Here is a 24370-nt window from a genome sequence, read left to right as displayed (position 1 = left end):
TTAGTTACAACATTCTAATACTTTGGCTCTAAAACCAACGGAGTAAAGCTTTGGCACTTGCGTCTTTTGAGTCTCTCAGGAGGGAAACGGGGTAAACTTTTTCTGCAGGTGACCTGATGTAAACAGAACGGGCATGTTTAACGCCTTCCATCTTAAAAGGCGCTGAAACATCTGTGTCAGGCATATGGGCCACCCGGACCGCATTGCCCGGAGAGTGGCTATCAGGATACTTTACAAAGTATTTTAGCCATCAGGTCCCTGAATGCAGGCACATCCCGGCTGAATGAGAAGTCGGGATTGATTGCCTTGCGGGCTATCAGGCCGTCGATAAACGCAAACAATATGATGGTGACTTCTTCGGAATTAAGTTCACGCGGAAACTCACCTGCCCCTATCCCCTTCTCAATAATTTCCGCGATACCCTGACGCATGATTTTGTCGCTGGAAATGAACGTTTTCTGCAAATGCGTGTTTCTGGCAGACTCGGCCATAATTTCAACCCAAAGACGATGTGTAACCGGGTAACCTACATCGCTGATACAGGAAGCCACCTGTATGCAAAGTCGATCGAAATGCGAACCGGTGTAGGGCTCATCATGCATCATCAGGGCAGAATTCTGCTCTTCGAGAACAATAGCGCGTATGAGCTCATCCTTGCTTTTGAAATAGGTGTACATAGCCCCCTGACTAATACCGGCGCACGTGGAGATTTCACGCACGCTGGTTGCGCTGAATCCTTTATTAGCAAAACACGCGGCGGCAGCAGTAATGAGCTTATGGTAGGTTTCAGTGTCCTTTAACATAGCGGCCTTCTATAGTGAGTTAAGAGCGGCACTTTAACGTGCTTTTATGCTACAGACCAGAGTCACTGCGGGTCAGGCCGCTATCCATGACGATGGAAAATTTTCCTGCCCTATAGTAATTCACTGTTATGGGCTCCTTTTGGGAAATGGAAAACATTGTACGTTTAGGTGATTTTTGTACTGACTGATATCAACTGCCCGAAAAGGTTGATACTTCCCTTAGCCAGTTTTTTAATGTTTCGCCAGACATTGTCTCCCGTCAGATTGATGTGTTCCCAGCCCATCGGAGACAAGTGTTACAGCAATTGCTCATTGATATGTACCCCCTTCCTCTTCAGCAGGTTAACGTCGTTCTCTCTATATATACGGTATTTCACAATGTGATCGCGGCGGTGATCAGCGCCAGTCCGCTGGCCCGGTAACTCTGGTTTTCCAGACCTCGATCCCTTATTTCGCCCAGACGATGCATGAAAACGGCTCTGGCAAGGGCATTCAGGGTTTCCCCTTTGTTCAGACCTGCCTGAACTCTGCGACGCAGTGAAAGATCGCGAATCCAGTCCAGCATAAATAGCGTTCGCACAATGCGACCGATTTCCCTCTGTGCCTTGGCAAGCCCATTCTGTTTCGGATAACTGGCCAGCTTTTTCAGCATTAGAGAAGCGGTCACAGTTCCCTGCTTTATTGAGGTCGCCAGCCTCAGAATTTCATCCCGGTGGGATTCTATCTATATGATATTCATTGTAATTATAGAAATAATTGACTGTAGAGCCGGATATTTATCAGCCTTCGCCTGAATAAATAACCGCTAGTCATGAAGATCCCGGATCCTTGGTGCAAAAGTGAACCCCAGCAGATGCATCAGCGCAAAAATATGTTCCATTTTGCTGATCGAGCAGATAGACCGCCTGACCCGTCTCAGCAATAGTGACTGGATGACGCTGAAAAAGCAGATAGAACAACACGAGTTGCGGATTATCAGCCTGGATGTCTCCACTTCATGGCAGGCACTGTCAGATAAAAACCCTTCGCAGGTCGAACCTCTCACCCGCGCAGTAATAACCGCCATTATCAATATGCTTATCGTCCTGATAGCCGCAATGTCACATAAGGACTGTCTGATTCTCCGCCAGCAACAAAAACAGGGAATTGAGCGGGCGCATACGCTGGGGGTAAGCAAGCTGATCAGGACCAGCATCAGAAAGTCCTGTACTACCGGCAGGTCAAGAAACTCAGTATCAGGTAAACAGCGGATGCAGCGGGATACAGGCCTTCCCAGATATGCCGCATTCAGGCGCTGTGCCGACAATCAGAGGCGAGTTATTTTGGTTAAGTCGTGATTGCTGTATGATGCCGATGAGTATAACCGCTTATATACTGAGGGATTAATAATGGCAAGAATACTGGCCTGCCTGGATGACAAAACAAGGTTACCGGACGGTCGCACCGAAACGGGGAGTACGGATAACCACGGGATGACAGAGTGGCATTATGCTGAATCTGCTGAATCTGCTGAAAATATTAACCTGCATATATTAATGGATTAATGATGGCTGTTTACCACCTCAGTACCCGTATTAACTCTAATGTCCCGGCTGATTCTTTGTTGTATGACCTGTGTATTTATCGCATGGACGCCAGCAGGAATAAATATCCCCTAGTGGATGTGAAACAACAGCCGTTTCTGGGCAATTGTCAAACACAGAGCCACATTACCGGAAATATAAATGAGTCACTCTCGACCATTTATATTATGAAAATGAAGCTTTACCGAAAAACTATGTTGCATACGCACTGTGTGACGCCTGTTCCGTTCACTAAGATGTACACTCTTGAAGAATTTGCGTCAGGCAAAGCCTGGTCTCCGGTGAAGCGGGAGAACCCCTGTTATTTTGAATCAAAAGGGACAATGAAGCCTGAGAGTCAGGGGGGCGAAACAAAGCAGATTAAAATCACTATCCCAAAGCGACCATTTGTTGCGAAAGAATACCCCATTGGTAATTCCAGAGACCCTTTTGATAAAAATTTAATAGAGCGTCAAATAGATGAAAGATTTAACGGATTTGATTTCCCTAATCAAATAGCAGCAAGTGTATGTGGACCTGCTGCATTTTTTTACTGCCTGCAAAAGGATCGCCCTGATGCGTATGCGCAAGCTTCCCGTGAACTTTGGAGGTATGGGAAAACTAAAATAGGTGACTTAATCATCTCACCAGGTGAAGGCTGTCGGCATCCGACAGGTGCATTTTACTATGATGACGGCAGGCCGAAGATAGCCGGTACTGACTGGATGACGCTGGCTGGGCTAAGGGATTCAGAGAATACGGTGCTAAACTTTGATGCTCTTGATTCTCCAGTGGCGGGGATCACCATGTGGCAAACACTGACAGAATGGTTTGAAAAAGCCGGTTATGAAATGGTCTTTAGTAATGTAGGAATTGCTCAGGCAGGCGTCCAGGGAATCAGAGATTTAAATAAATATATAGAGCAAGGCTATAAAGTCGTCACATTAATAAACGATGGACTTCTTGTAAATATTACAAACAAAACAACGTTACCTACACACTGGATTGTGTGGGATGGTTCAGTCACACAAGATCCCAACGGATATATTAGTTTGGAGTTGTTTTCTTGGGGGAAAACAAGAAACTGGATAAAACCTAAAAGAGATTTGCAATTTTTTACTAACAGATTTTTCGGAGGAATGGTTTTTAAACCATTAAAATAAAAATGAGAAGAATTTTTTTTGTTTTATCTTTGTTTTTACTATCTGCCTGTTCGTTACAAGCAGAGTTTACTCCAGAAGGAGAAATTCTTAATGATGCAACTGTTGGGGTCCCCTATTATAACCAAATAAATATATTTGGCGGAGTAGTTCTTTCTTATGATATTTATGGTAAGCAAGTCATTGCAGGAGATATTCATCCAGATAATTTAGGTCTCTACCTACAGTATTGTGATGATGATGAATTCAATAATTGCATTCAGATTAGGGGGACACCAACAAAAGCAGGTATAGCTAAAGTGCGAGTACATGGCGGCTTAGGTGGCGGAATGCTTTCAAAATCAGGAGAATTCGACAAAACCTATATGATTACGATCAAAGACTCAGAAGGATCTTCTTAAGATCCTTTGAGGGGCGCGCACCCCTAAGTGTACGAGAAAACATTCAGGTTGCGGTTCTTTCGTATCGGAATGGTCAAATTTTAGTCTTAACGTACAATATTTTCCGTATCCCAAAGTGAGCCCGTTACTGCCTGCAGGCCAGTTTAGGGATGTTTATGCTCGAAAAAAGCCTCACATCGTGAGGCTTTCTGGTTTATTTCAAAAGGGGCAGCTCGCTGAGCAAATGCTTAAGGTTGACCATGTCCCAGGGCATGTGTTCCGCGATGGTGAGGCCGACAGCCTCGGCTTGCGAGGTGGCCTGATTAATTAACGTAATCACATCCTGAATGGTCAGTTTCCCTTCTGCAGCATCACCAAAATCATGCTCACCTCGGCCGGGTTTTGCGAACAGAACCGAGCGGAACAGCGCCGGATCCAGAACGTCAAGATCAAGGTGGATGGCCAGATATTCGATTTTCTCTTTTTCAATCCACTCCATAACCTCAACGGCTCCGGTTTTGACCTGCTGCGGGCCGCAGGTTGCCACCTTATGGCTGGCAAGGTAATCACGCTCATAATCCAGCGGGTCGTGAATACCGGCAATCATAATTTTCGACGGGGATAATTTGTGCCGAACATGACTGACTAAATCTTTGTCTCCGGTGCCTGTCAATGCCCCCAATACATGCGCATGGGCATTTGAATACTGCTCTGCCGTTTGCACGTCGGGATGAGCGTCAACCCAGAGCACACCGAGTTTTTCACCGTATTTATTCAGCAGGTGCGCAAAAGGTGCGAGAGAAACCAGGCAGTCTCCGCCTAAAACGACAATGGCGTCAGGGTCATGCTTTTCAATCAGGGCCGCTGCATCGCCAAGCTGCCTGAGGAGCTGAGGTTTGGCAGTTATACCGTCCACCTCTTTCAGCGGTTCAGCACCCGGTAAAGCGACAGGAACTGTTTCGACCGGTCCTTTCGCTTCCGGCGAAAGAAAGGAAAGCAGAAGGGAGCCAAGGTGATAAGGAGGGTTGTTTCCGCCCTGCCACTGTGGGAAAGAGAGCCGTAAAGTCTTTTTGTTCATATCTCACCTGCTGTTGGTTTTCACTAAATCTGCCTTTATAAAACGGTTCGGTCTTTCTTATGAAATGCACCCGTGCCGTCGGCAAACCACTAAATGAATGATCGTTCATTCATTGTGAATCACCCATGGTTTTGATGCAAGCGGAGAGTCTGATATGTCTGCCTGAAGGGACATAAGCGACTGGTGAAAAGTGCAGACGAAAAAAAACGGCCATCATGATAATGGCCGTTTTAAGAGTCAGTTCGCGAAACGTTTAGCGTTTACGCCAGATCGTTAATTCTGCGACCGTATGCTGGAATTTTCGTGCGGTTTCGCGGATCACGAAGGGCACATCCTGCGGACCCTGTACTTCCTCAAATTCACTGGCTAAAAGACGTCGCAATGCCTGATGCGTGGTCACTGCCTCACCGTTTTCGCGGAATCCACCCAACCAGTTTTGCTTCGGCGTGTATTCTTCCATCCAGGTGTAAGGTGATGACAGCATCAGTAACCCGCCGGAGCGGATCATCGGCGCAATATCTTTCAGGAAACTTGCCGGTTCACGCAGACGATCCAGAAGATTGGCGGCCAGCACCAAATCATACAATTCAGCCTGCGGTTTAAGATTACAGGCATCGCCCTGAACGAAACTCACCCGCTCCGTTTGTTCGGCACTGATTTCTGCCTCACTCAGTGCGGCCTGACAATAATCGACCAGCTCCCCCTCTTCCGGGATCACATACCGGCAGGCTTCTCCACGGGCCAGTGCCAAAGCCACATCGATAAAGCGCGCGGAGTAATCCATCCCAACAACGGTATCGAAATGACGGGCCAGTTCGAAACTCGCACGTCCTGTCGCACAACCTATATCCAGCGCCCTGCTGCGCCCGGATACATGTTTTACGGCAATATCCACCAGTTGAGTGGCGTAATTTGGAACATCAAAATGACGCGGCCCGTACTGGAAATCCAGATATTGCGCGACCAGTCCGTCCGTCTCATACGGATTCACCGTCTGCACATCCTGATGACTGGACACCACATATCGGAAACCGGCATGCTGGAAAAAGTGACGGCGGAAGGCGTAACGTGCAGATTTCAGTGCTTCATTGCCCGTAGAAATCCAGCTGCCGCCTTTGATCATCGAATGCTTGCCATCAAAAGTTGGCGTCGAGAAATCATCATATAAAGGATGCACGCGGAAACCGTTATAACCGCCGATTGGCGTGGATGACCATTGCCACACATTGCCGATGACATCGTAAAAATCACCCTGCGCGAAGTGATCCACCGGACAAGATGAGGCCCAGTATTCCAGATTGATATTACCCGGCGCCCTGTCCCAGTCAGGCTGATCGCCCTGCACCTGTTCACGTAAAATCATCCACTCGGCCTCGGTCGGCAACTGCACCGATTCACCGGTCTGCGCTGCCTTCCAGCGACAAAAAGCAGCCGCTTCAAGCTGGTTAACTTCCGCTGGCCAGTCCCACGGCATCGGAATTTCTTCTGTCATCAGGCGCAGTTTCAATTGTTCAGGTTCACGAGGCGAACCGACCCAAAACGTCGGCATTTCTGCCTGAGTAAAGTCACGCCAGCCGGCACCTTCGTCATCCCACCACTGGGTATCGCGATATCCTCCGGCCAGCATAAAGGTATAAAATTCCGCGTTACTGACCAGCATCTTACTGGCGCTAAATGCCTGAATGTTATGCTCTGACGTGCCGTATTCATTATCCCAGCCGTAAGTATCATCTTGCTTACCCAGCGTGACAACGTCACCTTTAACGGCCACCATTTCATTTTCGGGGACGGTTTTACGATCCGTACGCGCTTCCTGACAGGCAGGCCAGTGTGGCTGGGGGATCACCCACTCCACCGGTAACTGACGGATCAACACGCTGGAGGTTTCAAGATGAATACGCTCATGCTCGATGCCCATCAGGATCACCCAGGCCGGGCTGTTCCAGTCCACAGGCAACGTCAGCGGCATTGTGTCGATGATGCCCAGCACTTCTTCACGCACGCGATGGCGGTATTCACGCAAATTTGCGACAGAAGGCCAGTTGTAGTTTTGATCGTCGAGATCATCCCAGCTCATCTCATCGACGCCGATTGCCAGCATCGATTCAATTTGCGAATCGATGCGCTGCGGGAGTTGCCCCGCCGCCATCAGCTTATTGATGAAAAACGTCGCGGTGTGACCGAAATAGAAAATCAGCGGATGACGCAGGGAAATCGCTTTGTTGTAATACGCCCGTTCATCCGACAGGCAGTCAAACAGGCTTTCATACAGTTCCCAGGTCTGAATAAAGTATTCACGAATTTCCTGACGTTTTTCCTCTGCAGTGCCCTGACTCAGCAGCAGAGTTTTTGTCGCTTCTGGCAGCCCGACAGCGCGCGAGTGTTGTGGATGCATCATTTATTCCTCAGTCTTCTGGCATTGCCAAATCAATACACAAGTGTAGCAGCTCATTTCCGCTGCCTTTTCCCGACGCATCCCTGACGGGTTTATGGTTATAACCATCTGCAATAAATAAAAAACATCAATGCGGCTAAAAGCGCTTAATTCTCCATATATAGCAGCGATATTTGCGGAATCTGCAAGAACTCACCATCAAATTTGTGCCGCAATGATAAGTAATCCGGGGCATTAATAATGTCATGAATATTGTCAGAAAATGCGTCGAGCGCCTGCTTCATCTGGGGTAAATAATCATGCGTATCATAAACTCGGTCGATACCTTCCAGTGAGTGGTTCATGATTTTACGGGCGACGTCATTAGAAACATCCAGTGCCGATAATTTAGAACGTGCCGTTCGGCGCAAATCTCGGGTGGTAAAAGGGGCAATTCCAAGCCCCCTTTCCGCACGCAACATCCGGCGAATGACCTGCGTAATCGCACCCCGCGACAGCGGTTTGCCTGGATCCTTCGGCGAAGGCACCAGCCACGGGCTGTTTTTCGGACTGGCGGCGATCAGCGCATTGATGCAAACAAGCATCAGTGGCGTCAGCGGCAGGCTGTGATCGCGTGCTGACTTATTACGCTTGCCCTGCCGCCAGACACTGATGCGCAGATTGAATTCATCTTTGCGCGCCCGCACCACTTCATCCGGACGGCGCGCAGTCAGCAGACATAATCGCAACGCCCAGCGGCATTGTTCTGAAATATCCCACAAATCAAGACCATGCCAGAATATCCAGATTTCCGCATCGGTCAGCGTACGTTCGCGCGGCGGCGTATTACGCCCACCGACATCACGTCTTTTCATGGCGCCGAGCGGAGAATGAGGAAGATAACCCTGTATTTCTGCCCAGCTGAAAAATTGCTTACACAACGCAAAAACCCTTTTCGCTTCCGAAATTTTTCCCTCGGCCAGCAATACGTTAAATAAACGGTTAAGGCGCAGGCGGGTAATCTTGTTCAACGGAACGTCGCCGATCACCGGCAAAACGTGTTTCATTATGGAGGAAACCGCAATTTCAGGCCGACGACGTGTCAGGATCAGTGAAAGCCGGATCCACACGTTGATCACCTGCCCGACCGTGGCATTCCCCTCTTCATCAAAATCGTCCAGTTTTGCCAGCGGCGTTGCTTTTATCTGTTGCAGATAGACCAGCACGTGACGCCCTACATTTTCAGCAGCAAAGTCGGTTTCGGTTTCAGATATCTGCTCAGTCATCAGCTAAATTTCACAACAAAGAACGCGGGCGGCAGTTATAACAAGCCTGAAGATCATAGGCAAAAGGTTTGTGACTCCAGACCTATTAAGTCTGGAGTCACAATGGCAGCGAAGTGTGAAAAATAAGAGACTTAGCTGAGGACTTATGAAGTGCGGATCTGACGCGTTTATGAACAAACAGGGGCGTGCAGGGACATTTATTTGAACATCCGAAAGTGATCCCTAAAGAAAATTTTTTTCATGCCGACATACTAAGTGTTAAGGAACTTAATCTAAATTCAACCGCAGCCTGACCAGGGAATATGTCACTATGCGCAATAACCAGCCTGTCACTCAGCAGGAATATCAGTACCCGGACGACGCCACCTTGATGTCCACGACCGATGTAAACAGTCACATTACCTACGCTAACGACGATTTTATCGAAGTGAGCGGTTTTGTCAGCGAAGACATTATCGGCCAGCCGCACAATATTGTTCGCCATCCCGATATGCCTCCTCAGGCCTTTAAAGATATGTGGGCCACATTGCAGCAAGGTTTCCCCTGGACAGCGCTGGTCAAAAACCGCCGACGCAACGGCGATCACTACTGGGTTCGGGCTAACGTGGTACCGATCATTCGCGGCGGCAAAACGCGGGGTTATCTTTCCGTGCGAACGAAACCGACCGCGGCAGAAATTACTGAGACGCAGTTGCTGTACGATAAAATCAATCGCGGCGAACTGAACAACCGGCGTCTTCACAAAGGCTTGCTGATCCGAACGGGTCTTACCCGCGGACTTTCTGTGTTGAAAACTCTTTCCGTCCGCTGGCGGATCCGTAGCGGATTATTCGCTGTGTTGCTGGCGGGTACCCTGCTTATGTCAACGCTCTTTGCCTTACCTTCAATGCAAATGATTTCCGCACTGGTGCTGAACGCCGTGCTGATATTTTTCCTTGGCCTTTGGCTTGAGTGGCAGATCACCCGTCCGCTCGAACAGTTGTGCAAACAGACATTACAGGTGGCGAGCGGCGCCAGCCACACCATCACGCCGATGGCGCGGACGGATGAAATTGGTATGACGCTGCGTTCGGTCGGGCAGCTTGGATTGATCTGCCGCTGGATGGTCGATGATGTACACAGCCAGGCGCAGAAAGTAAAACAGGCCAGCGAATCACTGGCACATGGCAACGATTTACTTAGCCGTCGAACAGAACAGACGGCAGCCAATGTGGGGGAAACCGCTGCGGCCATGAATGAAATGAACGCGACGGTTGAAAGCAACACTCAGACGGCGGCCGAGGCAGACTCGTTATCTCTTAGCGCCAGCCAGGCGGCAGAGAAAGGCAGCCATGCCATGCAGGGCGTTGTCGGCACAATGCAGCAAATTGCCGACAGTTCAAAGCAGATCGCCACTATTACATCGGTGATTGATGGCATCGCATTCCAGACCAATATTCTCGCGCTGAACGCTGCCGTTGAAGCGGCACGCGCAGGGGAACAAGGCAAAGGGTTCGCCGTGGTGGCCGGGGAAGTTCGCAGTCTTGCACAACGCAGCGCGTCAGCCGCCAGTGAAATTAAGCGGTTGATCGATGCCAGCGCCGATACAGTGATTTCGGGATCAAAACAGGTCGCTCAGGCAGGCAAGACGATGGATGATATTGTCACCCAGGTGCAAAACGTTTCTGCGTTGATTGCGCAGATCAGAACAGCAACCGGCGAACAAAATCTTGGTCTGCTGGATGTCGCCAAAGCCATCGAAGAGCTGGATCGTATTACCCATCAGAATTCAGTTCAGGTGCAGGAAGGCGCAATGGCCTCATCGGGTTTAAAGAAACAGGCGGAAAGGTTAGTGGATGCCGTGGGTGTCTTCCGCTAAACCGTTAAATACAAGGCCAGTGAAACAGACACTGGCCGGGTTCATCTACTGTGCACGGCGCCGTTCAGCAATCCAATCCTGCACTTCAATGGCAAAAGTGTCCGGCGCCTTGCGAAATGTTTTTCTCGCCAGATCTAAAATGCTGTGGCGGGCTAACTCTTCTTCCATACGTTGTTGCGCGCTGTCCATCACCGCGCGGATCCCGCAAGGCCCTTCGCACGCCCAAGCCGGTGGACTTTCTTCAAAAACAGCCAGCCGTTGTCTGATCTCTTTGCATTCAAAAATCCCTTTCTCCCCGTCGATGGCCTGAACCACATCCAGCATGGTGATCAGTGCCGCGGGGCGTGCCAGCCGGAAACCGCCGCCCTTCCCCTCACTGCTCACTACCAGCCCCCCGCGCGAAAGACGGGTGAAGATTTTCGCCAGATAATCATAGGGAACGCCCTGCAACTCTGCCATTTCCCGGACATTCATTTCACGATCGTCGCCTCTGATATCGACCATGCACACCAGACTATGAATGCCATATTCCACGCCAGAACTGTAAAACGCCATGATGAACTCCGTTAAACTTTAGCTGAGTCATTATACAGAGATTGTCCGCACCTGAAAGACGCGCTTTTTGAGCCTGTAATTCCCTTTGACGATTTCATCAATAATCAATCAGTTGAATATCCTCTTTTATCCTTACTCTTTTAACTCCGAAAACTATTGTCGCAGTTAACTACGACAAGTATAGTGGCAGTCAGATTACTAACGCGTTCTGAACATTTAAGGGTTGAACACATGAAAAAGCATATTCTGATCCTCGGTAGCGGTTTTGCAGGTATGTGGGCCGCAGTGAGTGCAGCACGTCTGGCGTACATAAATGGCGGCGATGACATCAACATCAGCGTTCTGGCACCTCATCCTGAGCTGCGTGTGCGCCCGAGATTTTATGAGAATAATGTTGCCTCTCTGGTTTCTCCGCTGGCACCGCTGTTTACAGCCCTGAACATTCACTTCATTCAGGGAAACGCAAAACGCATTGATAACAAGACAAAAAATGTATGGTATTGCGATGCGGAAGGTCAACTGGCATCGGCGAGTTATGACCGGCTGGTGCTGGCCACAGGCAGCAATGCAAGACAGGTCACTGTTCCCGGTGCCGATCAATACACGTTCAATATCGATCAGCTGGAATCGGCACACGTTTTTGAAAAACATCTGACCGGACTGGCAAACCAAGCGCCAACCCCGGCACGCAACACGGTGGTAGTGTGTGGCGGGGGTTTTACCGGCATCGAACTGGCGACTGAATTACCTTCCCGCTTGCGCGAGCTGTTCGGCCCGGAAACCAAGACTAAAGTTATCGTAGTTGAGCGTGGTGACGTTATCGGCGGGCGTTACAGTGAAGCGCTGCGCGACGTCATCGAACAAGCCTCCAGGGAAATCGGCATCGAGTGGCGTTTACAGGCAGACATCACTGCAATTGACGCAACCGGTGTGACATTGAGTGATGGAAGCCACATTGCCTCCTCAACCGTGGTATGGACCGCCGGCGTGCAGGCTAATTCGCTGACTGAACAGTTTGCAGCGGAGCGTGACAGTGTCGGGCGTTTGTATGTCGATGAAAATCTGCAAATTCGTGGTGTCTCTGATGTCTTCGCCACCGGGGATGTTGCTCATGCCGCCACCGATGATGTCGGCAATACGGCGCTGATGTCCTGTCAGCATGCGATTCAGTTAGGTAAATTTGCCGGAAATAATGTCGCGGCAAGCATCCTGGGCCTGCCGCCCATTCCTTATCGTCAGGTGAATTACGTCACCTGTCTTGATCTGGGCAGTTGGGGGGCAGTGTTTACGCAAGGCTGGGATCAAAAAGTACAATCGGTACGTGAGGAGGCGAAAAAAATCAAAATCGCCATTACAAATGAGCTGATTTACCCGCCTCGGGCGGAGCGTGATATTGCTTTTGCGGCAGCGGATCCTCTTGCTAAATTCGTCTGATAAAACCCCAAAACAGTGCTCCCGGCACTTTCGTGGCCGGGAGTTGGGTCTTACTTTATACCGCGGCTAACCTGAACGCCGAAACCGAATGCGTCAGATGATGCACCTGCTCTTCCAGCGAAGCGGCCGCCGCCGCAGACTCCTGAACCAGCGCCGCATTTTGTTGCGTCACTCCGTCAATTTCCGTCACCGCCTGTTCAATCTGGCTGATCCCACGACTTTGTTCATCCGACGCCGTCGATATATGCTCCATCAGGACATCCACCTGAGTCACCGATGTAATGATCGCACTAATGGAATCGCCGGTGCGGGAAACCTGATCCGACCCTTCTTTTATATTGGCGACAGATTCTGAAATCAGGCTTTCAATCTCCTTCGCTGCCACCGCGCTGCGCTGCGCCAGATTACGTACTTCGCTGGCCACCACGGCAAATCCACGCCCCTGCTCGCCTGCTCGTGCCGCTTCAACGGCAGCATTCAGCGCCAGAATATTGGTCTGGAAAGCGATGCTGTTAATCACACCGGTGATGTCTTCGATTTTTTTAGAGCTGCTGTTGATGCGCCCCATGGTCTGGATCACTTCCTGCGCCACTTTCTCACCGGCACGGGCATTTTTCACGGCTTCGCGGGTCAGGCTGCTGGCGCGCACGACATTTTCAGTATTCTGTTTTACCGTCGCCCCCAGTTCTTCCATGCTGGCCGCCGTTTCTGTCAGCGCTGCAGCCTGTTGTTCAGTGCGCGAGGCAAGATCGATATTCCCGGCAGTAATTTCTTGTGAAGCATGCGCTACCGTGTGGCTGGTATCGCGCACCTGACTGATAATCTGCGTCAGTGCCAGTCGCATATGTTCCATCGACTGCATCAGTTGTTCGATTTCACTGCGCGAATTCATCTTCACTGGCACCGGTGTATCCAGATATCCTTCGGCGATCTGACGGCAGTGATCACGGGAACTCAGCAACGGGTTCAGCACGTAACGTTTCATGAAGATGAGCACCGCAAGGATCACCACCAGGAATAATACGCAGAACGCGATGGTCAGCCCGATGCCAAAACTGAAGTTGTTTTGCGCTTCGCTGTTGAGGTTTTTGGCGTATTTCTCATGCAACGCCAGCACCTGATCCAGCACAATTTCATACTGGCGATCCAGTTTTATCACTGCCGGAATACGTGCTTTAAACTGCTGTTGATCGCCTGCACGGGCAGCGTCAACCAGCGGCTGAATACCATTCTGACGGTAATCAAGATAGGTGGCGCGATAGGCCTCGGCCAGGGCAGCTTCGCCCGGCAACTTGGGTGCGCTCAGATAGGCCTGGAATGCTGCGTCCGCTTTACCGGTGGCTTCATCCACACCTTCGAGTGCCGGTTTCAACTGGCTGTTATCCCCGCTCTCGATCTGTTTCATCAGTTCCATCACCCGTACGCGAGAAGTACGGCTGTGGTTAATCGGGTCAATAATGGAAAGCACCACGCGGATTTCTTTATTCACATCATCCAGTGAATGATTACTGCGTGTCAGCAACCAGACGTTAGACATCATACTGGCGAAAAAGAGAGCAAAAAGAACAATTAAAACAAGCAGAGAAGACTTTTTTAGGGACATGTGCGGCTCTTATACATCGGATCAGGAGTCTATTTATCGGCATATCCCTGCGAATGTTTAGCCTTACACCCGTACTATCACAAATTTTTGGCAGTATGATCGATCTGCCTACCGTTGCTCAAGGGCATTAGCGCCTGAATGTCGCCAGTGCTCATTTTTCTTACGCGGGATATGTCTCATGCTTTAACTTTTTTTTCACGTTAACGTGAAGTGACTCGCAATAAGTATTATAACTTTCATTATCAGAACGAGATACTCACCCGACTTATTCCGGCCCAGTTTAAATGGCTCTAAGATATTTCCCTCATAAAATGCAATCAAATAAAACTCTCAAATCATTTGTCATGTGAATATTCTTAATAATTGTCGAGGAAAAATCTTATGAATTAAAGCTGCCTGCTTAACGACCATGATTTATTTTTTCATTAATTAATGAGAATATTCCCTAACTCAAATCACTCTTAATACGAAAACTCTTAGTTATTTTTACGCCGGGTAGAAAGGTACAATTCAGCGCAAGCCCTTGCGCTATGGCACTTAAAGAGACTCATAAAGAAAAACCTTACTTATCAATGAAATATTCTTTCATGTATATAAGCCTAACCAGTAACATTCAGTAACACATTTTAGTTTTCAATATAAACATCAATGTTTCTAAAATACCGGCCACAGGTACTTATGTGGAATTTTTCCACATAAACTCAAAACACACTGCGGAATGTTTCTCAAAATATTTTGTCTTGATTGTGACCCTGATTTATCTCACCCCACCAGGTGCAGAAATGGATATCGTTTTATGGCAGGGTTGCCTACCTTTCATTTATTTATGGATTCATTGGCAGCGTTTATCACTCATCAATAAGGGATAGGCATGTCTAATAGCTTTCAGGAAGAAATACCCAAAGCTCGCGTCAATATTAAACTCGATTTACATACAGGCGGCGCGCAGAAAAAAGTCGAATTACCTTTAAAATTAATGGTAATGGGTGACTACAGCAATGGTAAAGAGACGCGTCCTTTGTCAGAGCGTGAAAAAGTCAATATTAATAAAAATAACTTTAACAGTGTACTCGCTGATTTTAGCCCGTCGCTGAACCTGACCGTTGAAAACACACTGTCAGGCGATCGCAGCGAAGAAAGCATCAAGCTTAACTTCAAAGAAATGAAGGATTTCGAGCCAGAACAAGTGGCACGTCAGATCCCACAGCTTCGCGCGATGCTCGCGATGCGTAATCTTTTACGCGATCTCAAATCCAATCTTCTCGACAACGCGACCTTCCGCAAAGAGCTCGAAACCATTCTTAAAGATCCGTCTCTGAGCAATGAACTGCGCAGCGAACTGAATGCCCTGGCACCAAAGGCCTGATTGCCTCCACTTAACGGATTAATGCGAGATAATGCTTATGTCAGTCAATAACGAAAACGCCTCTTCTTCAAACGGTCAGACGACCGTGCTCGAGAACCCGGAAGCCAGCCCTATTTATGCCTCCCTGTTCGACAAAATTAATCTTACACCGGTTTCCTCACTGGGCGACCTGAACGATTTCCAGGATACTTCAGCGCTGGCTGATGTCACTGCCGACCAGCGTGTCACTGCGGCCGTTCAGGTTTTCCTGGAACGCCTGAAGCTGTCGGGTCAGACTGTTGAACGTCTGGATAAAACGCTGCTCGATCACCACATCGCCGAACTCGACAGCCAGATTAGCCGTCAGTTGGACGAAGTCATGCATCACCCTGAATTCCAGCGCGTGGAATCCGGCTGGCGTGGCCTGAAGTTTCTGGTTGACCGCACTGATTTCCGCCAGAACGTGAAAATCGAACTGCTGGACGTGTCTAAAAATGACCTGCGTCAGGACTTCGAAGATTGTCCCGAGATCATTCAGAGCGGCCTGTACCGCCATACCTACATTCAGGAATATGACACACCAGGTGGCGAGCCAATTGGTTCCGTCATTTCTAACTACGAGTTTGACGCGTCTGCGCAAGATGTCGCGTTGCTGCGTAACATTTCTAAAGTCTCTGCTGCTGCGCACATGCCTTTCGTCGGTGCCGTCGGTCCAAAATTCTTCCTGAAAGATTCCATGGAAGAAGTTGCCGCGATAAAAGACATCGGTAACTACTTCGATCGCGCCGAATACATCAAATGGAAATCCTTCCGCGACTCCGACGATTCCCGCTATATCGGTCTGACCATGCCTCGTGTGCTGGGTCGTCTGCCGTATGGCCCGGATACCGTGCCGGTTCGCAGTTTCAACTACGTTGAAGAAGTGAAAGGCCCGGATCACGAGAAATACCTGTGGACCAACGCCGCGTTCGCCTTTGCTGCCAACATGGTGAAAAGCTTCATCAAAAACGGCTGGTGCGTACAAATCCGTGGTCCGCAGGCAGGTGGCGCAGTGACTGATCTGCCGATCCACCTGTACGACCTGGGCACCGGTAATCAGGTGAAAATTCCGTCTGAGGTGATGATCCCGGAAACCCGCGAGTTTGAGTTTGCCAACCTGGGCTTCATCCCGTTGTCTTACTACAAAAACCGCGATTACTCCTGCTTCTTCTCTGCCAACTCTGCGCAGAAACCGGCGCTCTACGACACCGCGGATGCCACTGCTAACAGCCGCATCAATGCGCGTTTGCCTTACATCTTCCTTCTGTCACGCATCGCGCATTACCTGAAGCTTATCCAGCGTGAAAACATCGGTACCACCAAAGACCGCCGTCTGCTGGAACTGGAACTGAACACCTGGGTACGCACGCTGGTCACCGAAATGACCGATCCGGGCGACGACCTGCAGGCTTCTCACCCGCTGCGTGATGCCAAAGTGACCGTTGAAGATATCGAAGACAACCCTGGCTTCTTCCGCGTGAAACTCTACGCCGTACCGCACTTCCAGGTAGAAGGCATGGACGTGAATCTGTCATTAGTTTCTCAGATGCCGAAGGCGAAAGCCTGAGGCCCGGAGGCACGATGAAGATTGAGCGTCCGCTGTGGACTCGAGGGATCCTCGTGTCTCCACAGCAATTTCAACAACAGGCCTCTTTTGAGGCCTGGACAAATGAGTGCATCGCGCAAATGAGTACCCTGCATCCCTGGGGCGTACTCCATGCCAGCTTCGAGCAAGATGCCCTGGCACAAGGGCGTCTGAAGGCAGAGCGGTTACACGTTCGCTTTCAGGAAGGAATGTTGATCGACACCGACTGCGCCGATCAACTCCCGCCTACCCTGACATTGGCGGCCAGTCTGCCGGCAGAAGCAAACGAAGCTGTCGTCATGTTGGCAATGCCACAGGTGTATGCAAACGGTGGAAATTGTCTGCAACCTGATGAGCGAGCCGAACGACCGGTGCGCTACCGGCAGGCCTGGCGTGACGTACAAAACCAGTTTGGGGATGATAAAAAACAGCTCGCCGTCATGACTTACGAACTGACGCTGCGTCTGGATACTCAGGAAAACAGCGACTATCAGGTTTGCCCTGTTGCGCGCCTTTTGCGCGATCCCCAGGGACGCTGGGTGCAAGATATGTTGTTTATCCCCCCTTTGTTGAGTCTTAAGGCCAGCCACTGGTGCGGTGAACAACTTGAGTTGCTGATGGTGCAATTGCGGGCACGCCTGCAACGCCTGATGGGCATGCGCCGTGAAAGCAACGCACGCATGGCTGATTTCGCTGTGGCCGACGTTTCACTCTTTTGGCTGCTTAATGCCCTTAACGGTGCTGAACCGGTACTGGGGAATTTCCAGCGTTATCCGCAGGTACATCCGGAGCGCGTATATCAGGAGCTGGCTCGTCTTGCCGGTAACTTACTTACGTTTTCTCTTGAACATGATGTCACCGCCATTCCTGTGTATCAGCATGACCAACTGACGAAGGTTTTCCCGCCGATTTTTCGGTTGCTGAATATCCTTCTGGAAGCGAGCCTGCCTTCGCGGGTGGTGTCCATCGAGCTGGTGCATGAGCCGCGGATCAATCAGTGGCGTGCTGCATTGCACGATCCTCGCCTTCGTGAAGAGGTGGATTTTTACCTGTCAGTCCGTTCCACGCTCTCTTCCGCTCAACTGCAAACTCAATTTCCGCAGCTGTGTAAAGTCGGTGCGCCGGATGATGTCGGCAACGTGGTCAACGTGGCACTCAGCGGTATTCCGCTCCGCCCTTTAAGTCATGTTCCGGCAGCTATTCCGTTGCGGCTTGAGAATCAATATTTCTTCCTGGACCTTAACCACCCGGCGGCGAAGCAGATGATAGAAGCCGGAACCTGCGTCTTCTATGTGCCGGGCACGTTGGGCGACATTCAGCTTGAACTGTTTGCGGTGTTACGTGCATGAGCGAATCGATGAAAGCACAGACTGAATCTGTTGATACTGATGCCCTGCTTGCCGATACCTGGCTGCAGATCATCAGCCTGCGCCAGGGCATGGCCTGCTCTGAAGGCGAAGGTGAGATCTTCTGGAAGCGCTGCGTGGCCGATATTGAGCGCGTGCAACGGACGCTAAAAGAAGCAGACACCAGTGAACAAAACTGCCAGCACATCATGTATGCACAGTGCGCAATATTAGATGAAACGGTCAAAGGGCGAGGCGTGCAGGATGATGCTTATTTTGTCTGGTGTAACTCCCCCCTGCAGGCACATTTTTTCAATACCCTAGATGCCGGCAATCAGCTGTATGAACGGATGCGCAATGTACTGCATGAGCCTGCACCGGACATCAGCGTGCTGACTTGTTTTCATCGCGTACTGATGCTGGGTTTTCTGGGTGGCTATGCTTCACGGGCAGTTTCAGAACGTGAGCAACTTCTCGACCAGCTATCGGCGCGTGTTCCGGCGTTCAACTTTGCTCCCTCCCGTCCGGTATTGGCCGTCGGCTCATCCAGCAACCGTCTTGCGGTGTTGCTGCGCTATTGGCCGGTACGTCTCGGGTTGGCCGCACTAATTGTGGCGTTGCTGTGGTGGGGGCTGGACCACTGGCTGTCTCAGTTACTCCCGACGCTGTTACCGGGGTCAGTGAAATGAGTCCGATGTGGCGACGTGGTTTATGGTTATGGGCAGGAATTCTGGCCGGTATTCTGTGTCTGGTCTTTCTGCCTTTCACACCAGCATCGCGCTGGATTGTCTTTGGACTTGTTTCGTTCATCTGTCTGGCAGGCATGTGGCGGGCGGGCCGGCAACCGGTGTCTGAATTCGTGGCAAATAGTATTTTCGACGGGCTTCCGGCCGAAAATTACCGTCTGCCCGTCGTGCTGGTTTGCGGAGACGGTCTGACATCATTGTTCGGTCAGGATACTGTTTATCAGTCGGCACAAGGCTGCTGGTTAAGGGTGGATGACGCCAGCACTTTACGCCAGTTCGCCCGGCAGGTTCTCTGGCAGCGTCCTGAATGGGCAAAGCAGATGGCCGTTATGCTGTCCGTTAATCCGCAGCAGCACGGTGACGATAAAATGCTGACGACGCAGCTCTATGAGTTGCGCTGGCAACTGGTGCAGCTTCGTCGCGATATCCGTCGCCCGCTTCCTTTGCTCCTGTGCAGTACAATTGCCACCAGCATTGCTGAAGGGCCGGTTTGGTTATCACAACAAAAGGCCGCGCCGGTCACGCTGTGGCCCACCGTCACAATGCCGGAAACCCTGACCAACTGGCTGCACATGGAGGGTAACGTCCGCCATGCTGAGAGGATCAAACAAACCGTTATTTTCAATCAGCAAAATGACTGGCTGAATGCGCATGTATTGCCTGCTTTGCAGGCACGTAACGATGATATTGCCTGTGTCTCTGCGCAGCAGGTGATCCTGCATCAGGTTGACGGACTGAACGCTGTTGTACCCGCATCACTCTGGCAACAGTGGCTGGCCGCCCGTACCTCTTTGACTAACGTGTCGGGCTGGCACCCAGTACCCCATGCAAATAAAGATACCCTCCTCTTTCCGGAATTTATCTTCACAGATCTGCCTTCCGGCAGCGGTGTGTCTTCACGCCGACGGGCATTACGGCATGGCGTCACTTTATTGACCGTTGCGGCTGCCATGGCACTGTGTTGCAGCGCCTGGGAGAACCGTCAGCTTCTTCATCACGTAGCTTTTGATATCCATCATTACTACAGCGTAAAAATGGAGGACTACGAACCTAAGGCTAAAGCGGTTGAAATACTGCGTCAGGATGCCGCACAGCTGGATGACTGGTTCCGCAACGGCGAGCCACTGAGTCTGGGGCTCGGCCTCTATCAGGGTGAGCGCCTGCGCCTGCCATTGCTGGAAGCCATCAGAAGCTACATTCCCCCACCCCCTCCTCCGCCACCCGCCGAGAAACACACGCCTAAAATCGTGCGTCTTGACGCTATGTCGCTGTTTGAAAGTGGCAAATATGCGCTTAAACCGGGCTCACTCAAAATGCTGGTGAGTGCGCTGGTGGATATCAAGGCCAAACCAGGTTGGCTGATTGTGGTCGCCGGGCACTCGGATATTACCGGAGATGCGAAAGCCAACCAGACACTGTCTTTAAAACGTGCTGAATCCCTGCGCGACTGGATGCTTTCTACCAGCGACGTTTCCCCGACCTGCTTTGCAGTTCAGGGCTTCGGAGCCACGCGCCCTATAGCAACAAACGACACCCCGGAAGGCCGCGCGGCCAACCGTCGTGTCGAAATCAGTCTGGTGCCGCAGGCCGATGCCTGCCAGGCAGCAGCAACCCCACATTCATCAAATGATTGATGGATGCTTAACTTAGAAATGGAGAACTACCCATGGCAATTCCTGTTTATCTGTGGCTGAAAGACGACGGCGGTGCGGACATTAAAGGTTCCGTAGACGTAAAAGATCGCGAAGGCAGCATCGAAGTCGTTGCGCAGGAACACAACCTGTACATCCCGACCGATAACAACACCGGCAAATTGACGGGTACCCGTATTCACACCCCGTTCCTGTTTACCAAGGAAATCGACTCCTCCAGCCCGTACCTGTACAAAGCGGTGACCACCGGTCAGTCCCTGAAATCCGCTGAGTTCAAATGGTATCGCATCAATGACGCGGGCCAGGAAGTGGAGTATTTCAATACCAAACTGGAAAACGTCAAGCTTGTGAAAGTCTCGCCTAAAATGCACGACATCAAAGATCCGGCCAAAGAAAAACATAACCACCTTGAAGCGATTGAACTGCGTTACGAAAAAATTACCTGGACCTACAAAGACGGCAACATCATTCATTCCGATTCCTGGAACGAACGTACCACCGCGTAAGACCTCACAGCAGACGGTTCGCCGTCTGCTGTTTTTGTTTTCTGAGCCGCCGGTCTGGCGGTTGAGCAAACAAAAACAGAACCGGACATCGACCTTATGGGCCTGGGTTTCCTGCAAAGGAAAAGGCTATGGGCGGTAGCGTACCTCAAAAAAGGAATTCAGCATGGAACAGCAGTCAGCCGTCTTACTTCGTCGCTTAAACCCGTACTGCGCGAAAGCGCTTGAAGCCGCCGCGACCCTGTGTCAGACGCGGGCACATGCGGAAATCACGGTCGAACACTGGCTGCTTAAGCTGCTTGAACTGGGCGAAGGCGACATCACCGTGCTGGCCCGTCGCTACGAGTGGGACATGGACGTGCTGTGGCAAAATCTGCTCGCGCATCTCGATGCCCTGCCGCGTTCCGTGCATGCCCGTCCGCAACTTTCCGATGATTTACAGGCGCTGATAAAAGCCGGATGGCTGGCCGCATCCCTGCAGGACGACAATGAAAATATCCGCAGTGTACATCTGCTGGAAGCCCTGCTTGCTAAGCCGCGCCTGCTGCGCTGCGAGGGTTTGTGGCCGCTGTTCAGCCTGAGCGAAGAGCATATCCGCCGCCTGAAACCGGTGCTGGACGCGCTGTCTGAAGAGCGCCCCGAACTGCAACAGCAGGAAAGCCTGAACCGGACGCCGTCCGACCTTGCCGGTGACGCCACCAGCCCGAAACATGACATCGCCGCTGGCGGTCAGTCACTGAGCGAAGCCCTGCAGGCTGCGCTGGATAAGTTCACGCTGGATGTCACTGCTAAAGCCAAAGCCGGACACATCGACCCGGTGTTTGGTCGCGATAACGAAATTCGTCAGATGGTCGACATCCTGTCACGCCGTCGTAAAAACAACCCGATTTTAGTCGGCGAGCCAGGCGTAGGGAAAACCGCACTGGTCGAAGGTCTGGCGTTACGCATTGCAGAAGGCAACGTGCCGGACAGCCTGAAAACCGTCAGCCTGCGCACCCTGGATTTAGGCTTGCTGCAGGCCGGTGCCGGGGTCAAAGGTGAGTTTGAACAGCGCCTGAAAAACGTCATCGACGCCGTGCAAAAATCACCGACGCCGGTGCTGCTGTTTATAGACGAAGCGCACACCATTATTGGTGCAGGCAATCAGGCCGGTGGCGCGGACGCCGCCAACCTCCTCAAACCCGCCCTCGCCCGCGGTGAGCTGCGAACTATCGCCGCCACCACCTGGTCCGAGTACAAACAATATTTTGAACGCGACGCCGCACTCGAGCGCCGCTTCCAGATTGTCAAAGTCGATGAGCCGGACGACGAGATGGCCTGTCTGATGCTACGCGGCCTGAAATCCCGCTACGCGCAGCATCACGGCGTGCACATCACCGACGAAGCGGTCAAAGCCGCCGTCAGCCTCTCCCGCCGCTACATTACCGGCCGCCAGTTGCCGGACAAAGCCGTCGACCTGCTCGATACCGCCTCCGCCCGCGTGCGCATGAGCCTTGATACGCTGCCGGAAGATCTGACCCGCCTGAAGGCTAAGATCGGCGCACTGGGGATGGAAGAACAGGCGCTGCTGGAAGACATTTCGCTGGGTAGCCAGACCCACGGCGAGCGCCTGACTCAGATTGAACATCAGACCAATGCGCTGACTGATCAGCTCACCGCGCTGGACACTCAGTATCACGCTGAGAAAGCGCTCACTCAGCAACTGCTCGATGTGCGTCAGGACATCAGCCGGCAGGAAGAGATCGCCAGCCTGCAACAGCAACTCAGTGATTTACAGGGGCACGCCCCGCTGCTTTCACTGGACGTTGATATACGTACCGTCGCCACCGTGATTGCAGACTGGACCGGTGTGCCGCTGACCAGCCTGCTGAAAGACGAACAGACTGACCTGTTACAACTGGAAAACCAGCTGAATAAACGCGTCGTCGGCCAGGACCCTGCATTGACCGCCATGGCACAACGTTTGCGCGCCGCCAAAACCGGTCTGACTTCTGAGAATGGTCCGCTGGGCGTGTTCCTTCTGGTCGGTCCGAGCGGCGTGGGTAAAACCGAGACGGCACTTTCCCTCGCCGACTGCCTGTTCGGCGGCGAGAAATCACTGATCACCATCAATCTCAGCGAGTATCAGGAAGCGCATACCGTTTCCCAGCTGAAGGGTTCACCTCCGGGCTACGTTGGTTACGGCCAGGGCGGTATTCTGACCGAGGCTGTGCGTAAACGCCCTTACAGCGTTGTCCTGCTTGATGAAGTTGAAAAAGCGCACCGCGACGTAATCAACCTGTTCTATCAGGTGTTTGACCGTGGCTTTATGCGCGATGGCGAAGGTCGTGAAATTGATTTTCGCAATACCGTCATCCTGATGACCGCCAACCTTGGCAGCGACCACATCATGCAACTGCTGGATGAACAACCGGAAGCCACCGACGGCGACCTACAGGAAATGCTACGCCCGATCCTGCGCGATCATTTCCAGCCGGCCCTGCTCGCCCGTTTCCAGACGCTGATTTATCGTCCGCTGAATGCCGTTGCCCTGCGCACTATCGTTGAGATGAAACTGGCACAAGTCGCCAAACGCCTGAACAAGCATTACGGCCTGAAGTGCACCATCGAAGAAAGCCTCTACGACACGCTGGTCGCCGCCTGCCTGCTGCCGGACACCGGCGCGCGTAACATCGACAGCCTGCTCAACCAGCAGATCTTGCCGGTGCTGAGCCAGCAACTGCTGCAACGCATGGCCGGACAACAGCGCACCACCGCACTGGCGCTGGGCTGGGATGAAGAAGAAGGGATCACGCTGGAGTTTGACGGAGAAGAGAAATGAATACATCCGCATTGCCATTTTTCGATCACAGCCATCATAAATTAGCTGTCCGCGGCAGCAGCGCACAGCCCGACGTTCTGAGCTTTAACAGCCTTGAAGCACTCAGTTCGCCATTCCGTTACGAAATTGAGTTCACCAGCACCGACAAAAATATTGACCCGAAAACCATGCTGCTGCAGGACGCCTCCCTGACCCTGCAGGCGCCGGTGGCTGAAGCCTTTGGCGTTTCCGTGCAACAGC

Annotated in this window: 18 protein-coding genes and 3 pseudogenes; 14 read left to right on the top strand and 7 right to left on the bottom strand. The window is 51.4% G+C overall.

Features of this window, described 5'->3' with window-relative positions; all coding sequences use genetic code 11:
• Positions 1-221: 221 nt before the first annotated feature.
• A complete protein-coding gene (locus ACO0U8_RS13950; RefSeq protein WP_217202547.1) occupies positions 222-803 on the bottom strand; it encodes a TetR/AcrR family transcriptional regulator in 582 nt (193 codons plus the stop codon).
• Between the two features lie 126 nt (positions 804-929).
• Positions 930-1680: pseudogene (locus ACO0U8_RS13945) on the bottom strand (Tn3 family transposase); the annotation flags it as partial.
• Between ACO0U8_RS13945 and ACO0U8_RS13940 the strand changes: the two are divergent.
• From ACO0U8_RS13940 to ACO0U8_RS13925, 4 genes and pseudogenes are all read left to right on the top strand, one after another.
• Positions 1628-2133: pseudogene (locus ACO0U8_RS13940) on the top strand (resolvase). The pseudogenes ACO0U8_RS13945 and ACO0U8_RS13940 overlap by 53 nt on opposite strands.
• Positions 2134-2191: 58 nt before the next feature.
• Positions 2192-2347 (top strand): hypothetical protein, encoded by a 156-nt coding sequence (locus ACO0U8_RS13935; protein ID WP_238484993.1) that lies wholly within the window; start codon positions 2192-2194, stop codon positions 2345-2347.
• A gap of 2 nt (positions 2348-2349) precedes the next feature.
• The gene (locus ACO0U8_RS13930; protein ID WP_421671007.1) at positions 2350-3528 is read left to right on the top strand and encodes a hypothetical protein; all 1179 of its coding nucleotides are present in this window, start codon (positions 2350-2352) and stop codon (positions 3526-3528) included.
• Between the two features lie 2 nt (positions 3529-3530).
• A complete protein-coding gene (locus ACO0U8_RS13925; protein WP_421671006.1) occupies positions 3531-3926 on the top strand; it encodes a hypothetical protein in 396 nt (131 codons plus the stop codon).
• A 193-nt stretch (positions 3927-4119) separates the two neighbouring features.
• Here ACO0U8_RS13925 and ACO0U8_RS13920 read toward each other — a convergent pair whose 3' ends face one another.
• The 3 genes from ACO0U8_RS13920 to ACO0U8_RS13910 form a co-directional block, all read right to left on the bottom strand.
• Positions 4120-4983 (bottom strand): arginase family protein, encoded by an 864-nt coding sequence (locus ACO0U8_RS13920; RefSeq protein ID WP_421671005.1) that lies wholly within the window; start codon positions 4981-4983, stop codon positions 4120-4122.
• Between the two features lie 253 nt (positions 4984-5236).
• Positions 5237-7378 carry a 5-histidylcysteine sulfoxide synthase gene (gene ovoA, locus ACO0U8_RS13915; RefSeq protein ID WP_421671282.1) on the bottom strand — a complete coding sequence of 714 codons (2142 nt, stop codon included), beginning with the start codon at positions 7376-7378 and terminating at the stop codon, positions 5237-5239.
• A 146-nt stretch (positions 7379-7524) separates the two neighbouring features.
• Positions 7525-8643, bottom strand: coding sequence for a tyrosine-type recombinase/integrase (locus ACO0U8_RS13910; RefSeq protein ID WP_421671004.1), 1119 nt, complete (start codon positions 8641-8643; stop codon positions 7525-7527).
• Between the two features lie 310 nt (positions 8644-8953).
• Here ACO0U8_RS13910 and ACO0U8_RS13905 point away from each other — a divergent pair, with 310 nt between their 5' ends.
• Complete coding sequence (locus ACO0U8_RS13905; RefSeq protein ID WP_421671003.1) at positions 8954-10501, top strand: methyl-accepting chemotaxis protein; 1548 nt, start codon at positions 8954-8956, stop codon at positions 10499-10501.
• A 45-nt stretch (positions 10502-10546) separates the two neighbouring features.
• Here the strand turns inward: ACO0U8_RS13905 and ACO0U8_RS13900 are convergent, their stop codons facing one another.
• Positions 10547-11056 carry an RrF2 family transcriptional regulator gene (locus tag ACO0U8_RS13900; protein WP_390976220.1) on the bottom strand — a complete coding sequence of 170 codons (510 nt, stop codon included), beginning with the start codon at positions 11054-11056 and terminating at the stop codon, positions 10547-10549.
• 231 nt (positions 11057-11287) lie between these two features.
• On the opposite strand from ACO0U8_RS13900, the gene ACO0U8_RS13895 reads away from it, so the two are divergent.
• Positions 11288-12490, top strand: coding sequence for an NAD(P)/FAD-dependent oxidoreductase (locus tag ACO0U8_RS13895; protein ID WP_421671002.1), 1203 nt, complete (start codon positions 11288-11290; stop codon positions 12488-12490).
• Positions 12491-12545: 55 nt separating this feature from the next.
• Here the strand turns inward: ACO0U8_RS13895 and ACO0U8_RS13890 are convergent, their stop codons facing one another.
• Positions 12546-14093 carry a methyl-accepting chemotaxis protein gene (locus ACO0U8_RS13890; protein ID WP_056773777.1) on the bottom strand — a complete coding sequence of 516 codons (1548 nt, stop codon included), beginning with the start codon at positions 14091-14093 and terminating at the stop codon, positions 12546-12548.
• Between the two features lie 871 nt (positions 14094-14964).
• Between ACO0U8_RS13890 and tssB the strand changes: the two genes are divergently transcribed.
• The 8 genes and pseudogenes from tssB to ACO0U8_RS13850 form a co-directional block, all read left to right on the top strand.
• Complete coding sequence (gene tssB, locus ACO0U8_RS13885; protein WP_056773775.1) at positions 14965-15459, top strand: type VI secretion system contractile sheath small subunit; 495 nt, start codon at positions 14965-14967, stop codon at positions 15457-15459.
• Positions 15460-15490: 31 nt separating this feature from the next.
• Entirely contained in the window at positions 15491-17044 is a 1554-nt protein-coding gene (gene tssC, locus ACO0U8_RS13880; protein WP_056773771.1) for a type VI secretion system contractile sheath large subunit, read from the top strand.
• A gap of 14 nt (positions 17045-17058) precedes the next feature.
• Positions 17059-18411 carry a type VI secretion system baseplate subunit TssK gene (tssK, locus tag ACO0U8_RS13875; protein WP_217202671.1) on the top strand — a complete coding sequence of 451 codons (1353 nt, stop codon included), beginning with the start codon at positions 17059-17061 and terminating at the stop codon, positions 18409-18411.
• The gene (tssL, locus tag ACO0U8_RS13870; RefSeq protein ID WP_217202670.1) at positions 18408-19097 is read left to right on the top strand and encodes a type VI secretion system protein TssL, short form; all 690 of its coding nucleotides are present in this window, start codon (positions 18408-18410) and stop codon (positions 19095-19097) included. The genes tssK and tssL overlap by 4 nt, the downstream gene beginning before the upstream one ends.
• Positions 19094-20788, top strand: a complete 1695-nt coding sequence (locus tag ACO0U8_RS13865; protein WP_217202669.1) for an OmpA family protein — start codon at positions 19094-19096, stop codon at positions 20786-20788. The genes tssL and ACO0U8_RS13865 overlap by 4 nt, the downstream gene beginning before the upstream one ends.
• A 32-nt stretch (positions 20789-20820) precedes the next feature.
• Entirely contained in the window at positions 20821-21312 is a 492-nt protein-coding gene (hcp, locus tag ACO0U8_RS13860) for a type VI secretion system effector Hcp (RefSeq protein WP_421671001.1), read from the top strand.
• A 163-nt stretch (positions 21313-21475) separates the two neighbouring features.
• A complete protein-coding gene (gene tssH / locus ACO0U8_RS13855; RefSeq protein ID WP_421671000.1) occupies positions 21476-24130 on the top strand; it encodes a type VI secretion system ATPase TssH in 2655 nt (884 codons plus the stop codon).
• Positions 24127-24370, top strand: a pseudogene (locus ACO0U8_RS13850) (type VI secretion system tip protein VgrG); the annotation flags it as partial. The gene tssH and the pseudogene ACO0U8_RS13850, both read left to right, overlap by 4 nt.

It is taken from the genome of Rahnella sp. EDr1-12, assembly GCF_049206505.1.
Taxonomy (GTDB): Bacteria; Pseudomonadota; Gammaproteobacteria; order Enterobacterales; family Enterobacteriaceae; genus Rahnella; species Rahnella rivi.
Note: the sequence above shows the minus strand (reverse complement) of the source record. Positions and strands in the feature narration are given on the sequence as shown.

Coding starts and splice junctions, on each gene's coding strand:
- ACO0U8_RS13950 (WP_217202547.1), bottom strand. CDS start 803: ATGTTAAAGGACACTGAAACCTACCATAAGCTCATTACTGCTGCCGCC.
- ACO0U8_RS13935 (WP_238484993.1), top strand. CDS start 2,192: ATGGCAAGAATACTGGCCTGCCTGGATGACAAAACAAGGTTACCGGAC.
- ACO0U8_RS13930 (WP_421671007.1), top strand. CDS start 2,350: ATGGCTGTTTACCACCTCAGTACCCGTATTAACTCTAATGTCCCGGCT.
- ACO0U8_RS13925 (WP_421671006.1), top strand. CDS start 3,531: ATGAGAAGAATTTTTTTTGTTTTATCTTTGTTTTTACTATCTGCCTGT.
- ACO0U8_RS13920 (WP_421671005.1), bottom strand. CDS start 4,983: ATGAACAAAAAGACTTTACGGCTCTCTTTCCCACAGTGGCAGGGCGGA.
- ovoA (WP_421671282.1), bottom strand. CDS start 7,378: ATGCATCCACAACACTCGCGCGCTGTCGGGCTGCCAGAAGCGACAAAA.
- ACO0U8_RS13910 (WP_421671004.1), bottom strand. CDS start 8,643: ATGACTGAGCAGATATCTGAAACCGAAACCGACTTTGCTGCTGAAAAT.
- ACO0U8_RS13905 (WP_421671003.1), top strand. CDS start 8,954: ATGCGCAATAACCAGCCTGTCACTCAGCAGGAATATCAGTACCCGGAC.
- ACO0U8_RS13900 (WP_390976220.1), bottom strand. CDS start 11,056: ATGGCGTTTTACAGTTCTGGCGTGGAATATGGCATTCATAGTCTGGTG.
- ACO0U8_RS13895 (WP_421671002.1), top strand. CDS start 11,288: ATGAAAAAGCATATTCTGATCCTCGGTAGCGGTTTTGCAGGTATGTGG.
- ACO0U8_RS13890 (WP_056773777.1), bottom strand. CDS start 14,093: ATGTCCCTAAAAAAGTCTTCTCTGCTTGTTTTAATTGTTCTTTTTGCT.
- tssB (WP_056773775.1), top strand. CDS start 14,965: ATGTCTAATAGCTTTCAGGAAGAAATACCCAAAGCTCGCGTCAATATT.
- tssC (WP_056773771.1), top strand. CDS start 15,491: ATGCTTATGTCAGTCAATAACGAAAACGCCTCTTCTTCAAACGGTCAG.
- tssK (WP_217202671.1), top strand. CDS start 17,059: ATGAAGATTGAGCGTCCGCTGTGGACTCGAGGGATCCTCGTGTCTCCA.
- tssL (WP_217202670.1), top strand. CDS start 18,408: ATGAGCGAATCGATGAAAGCACAGACTGAATCTGTTGATACTGATGCC.
- ACO0U8_RS13865 (WP_217202669.1), top strand. CDS start 19,094: ATGAGTCCGATGTGGCGACGTGGTTTATGGTTATGGGCAGGAATTCTG.
- hcp (WP_421671001.1), top strand. CDS start 20,821: ATGGCAATTCCTGTTTATCTGTGGCTGAAAGACGACGGCGGTGCGGAC.
- tssH (WP_421671000.1), top strand. CDS start 21,476: ATGGAACAGCAGTCAGCCGTCTTACTTCGTCGCTTAAACCCGTACTGC.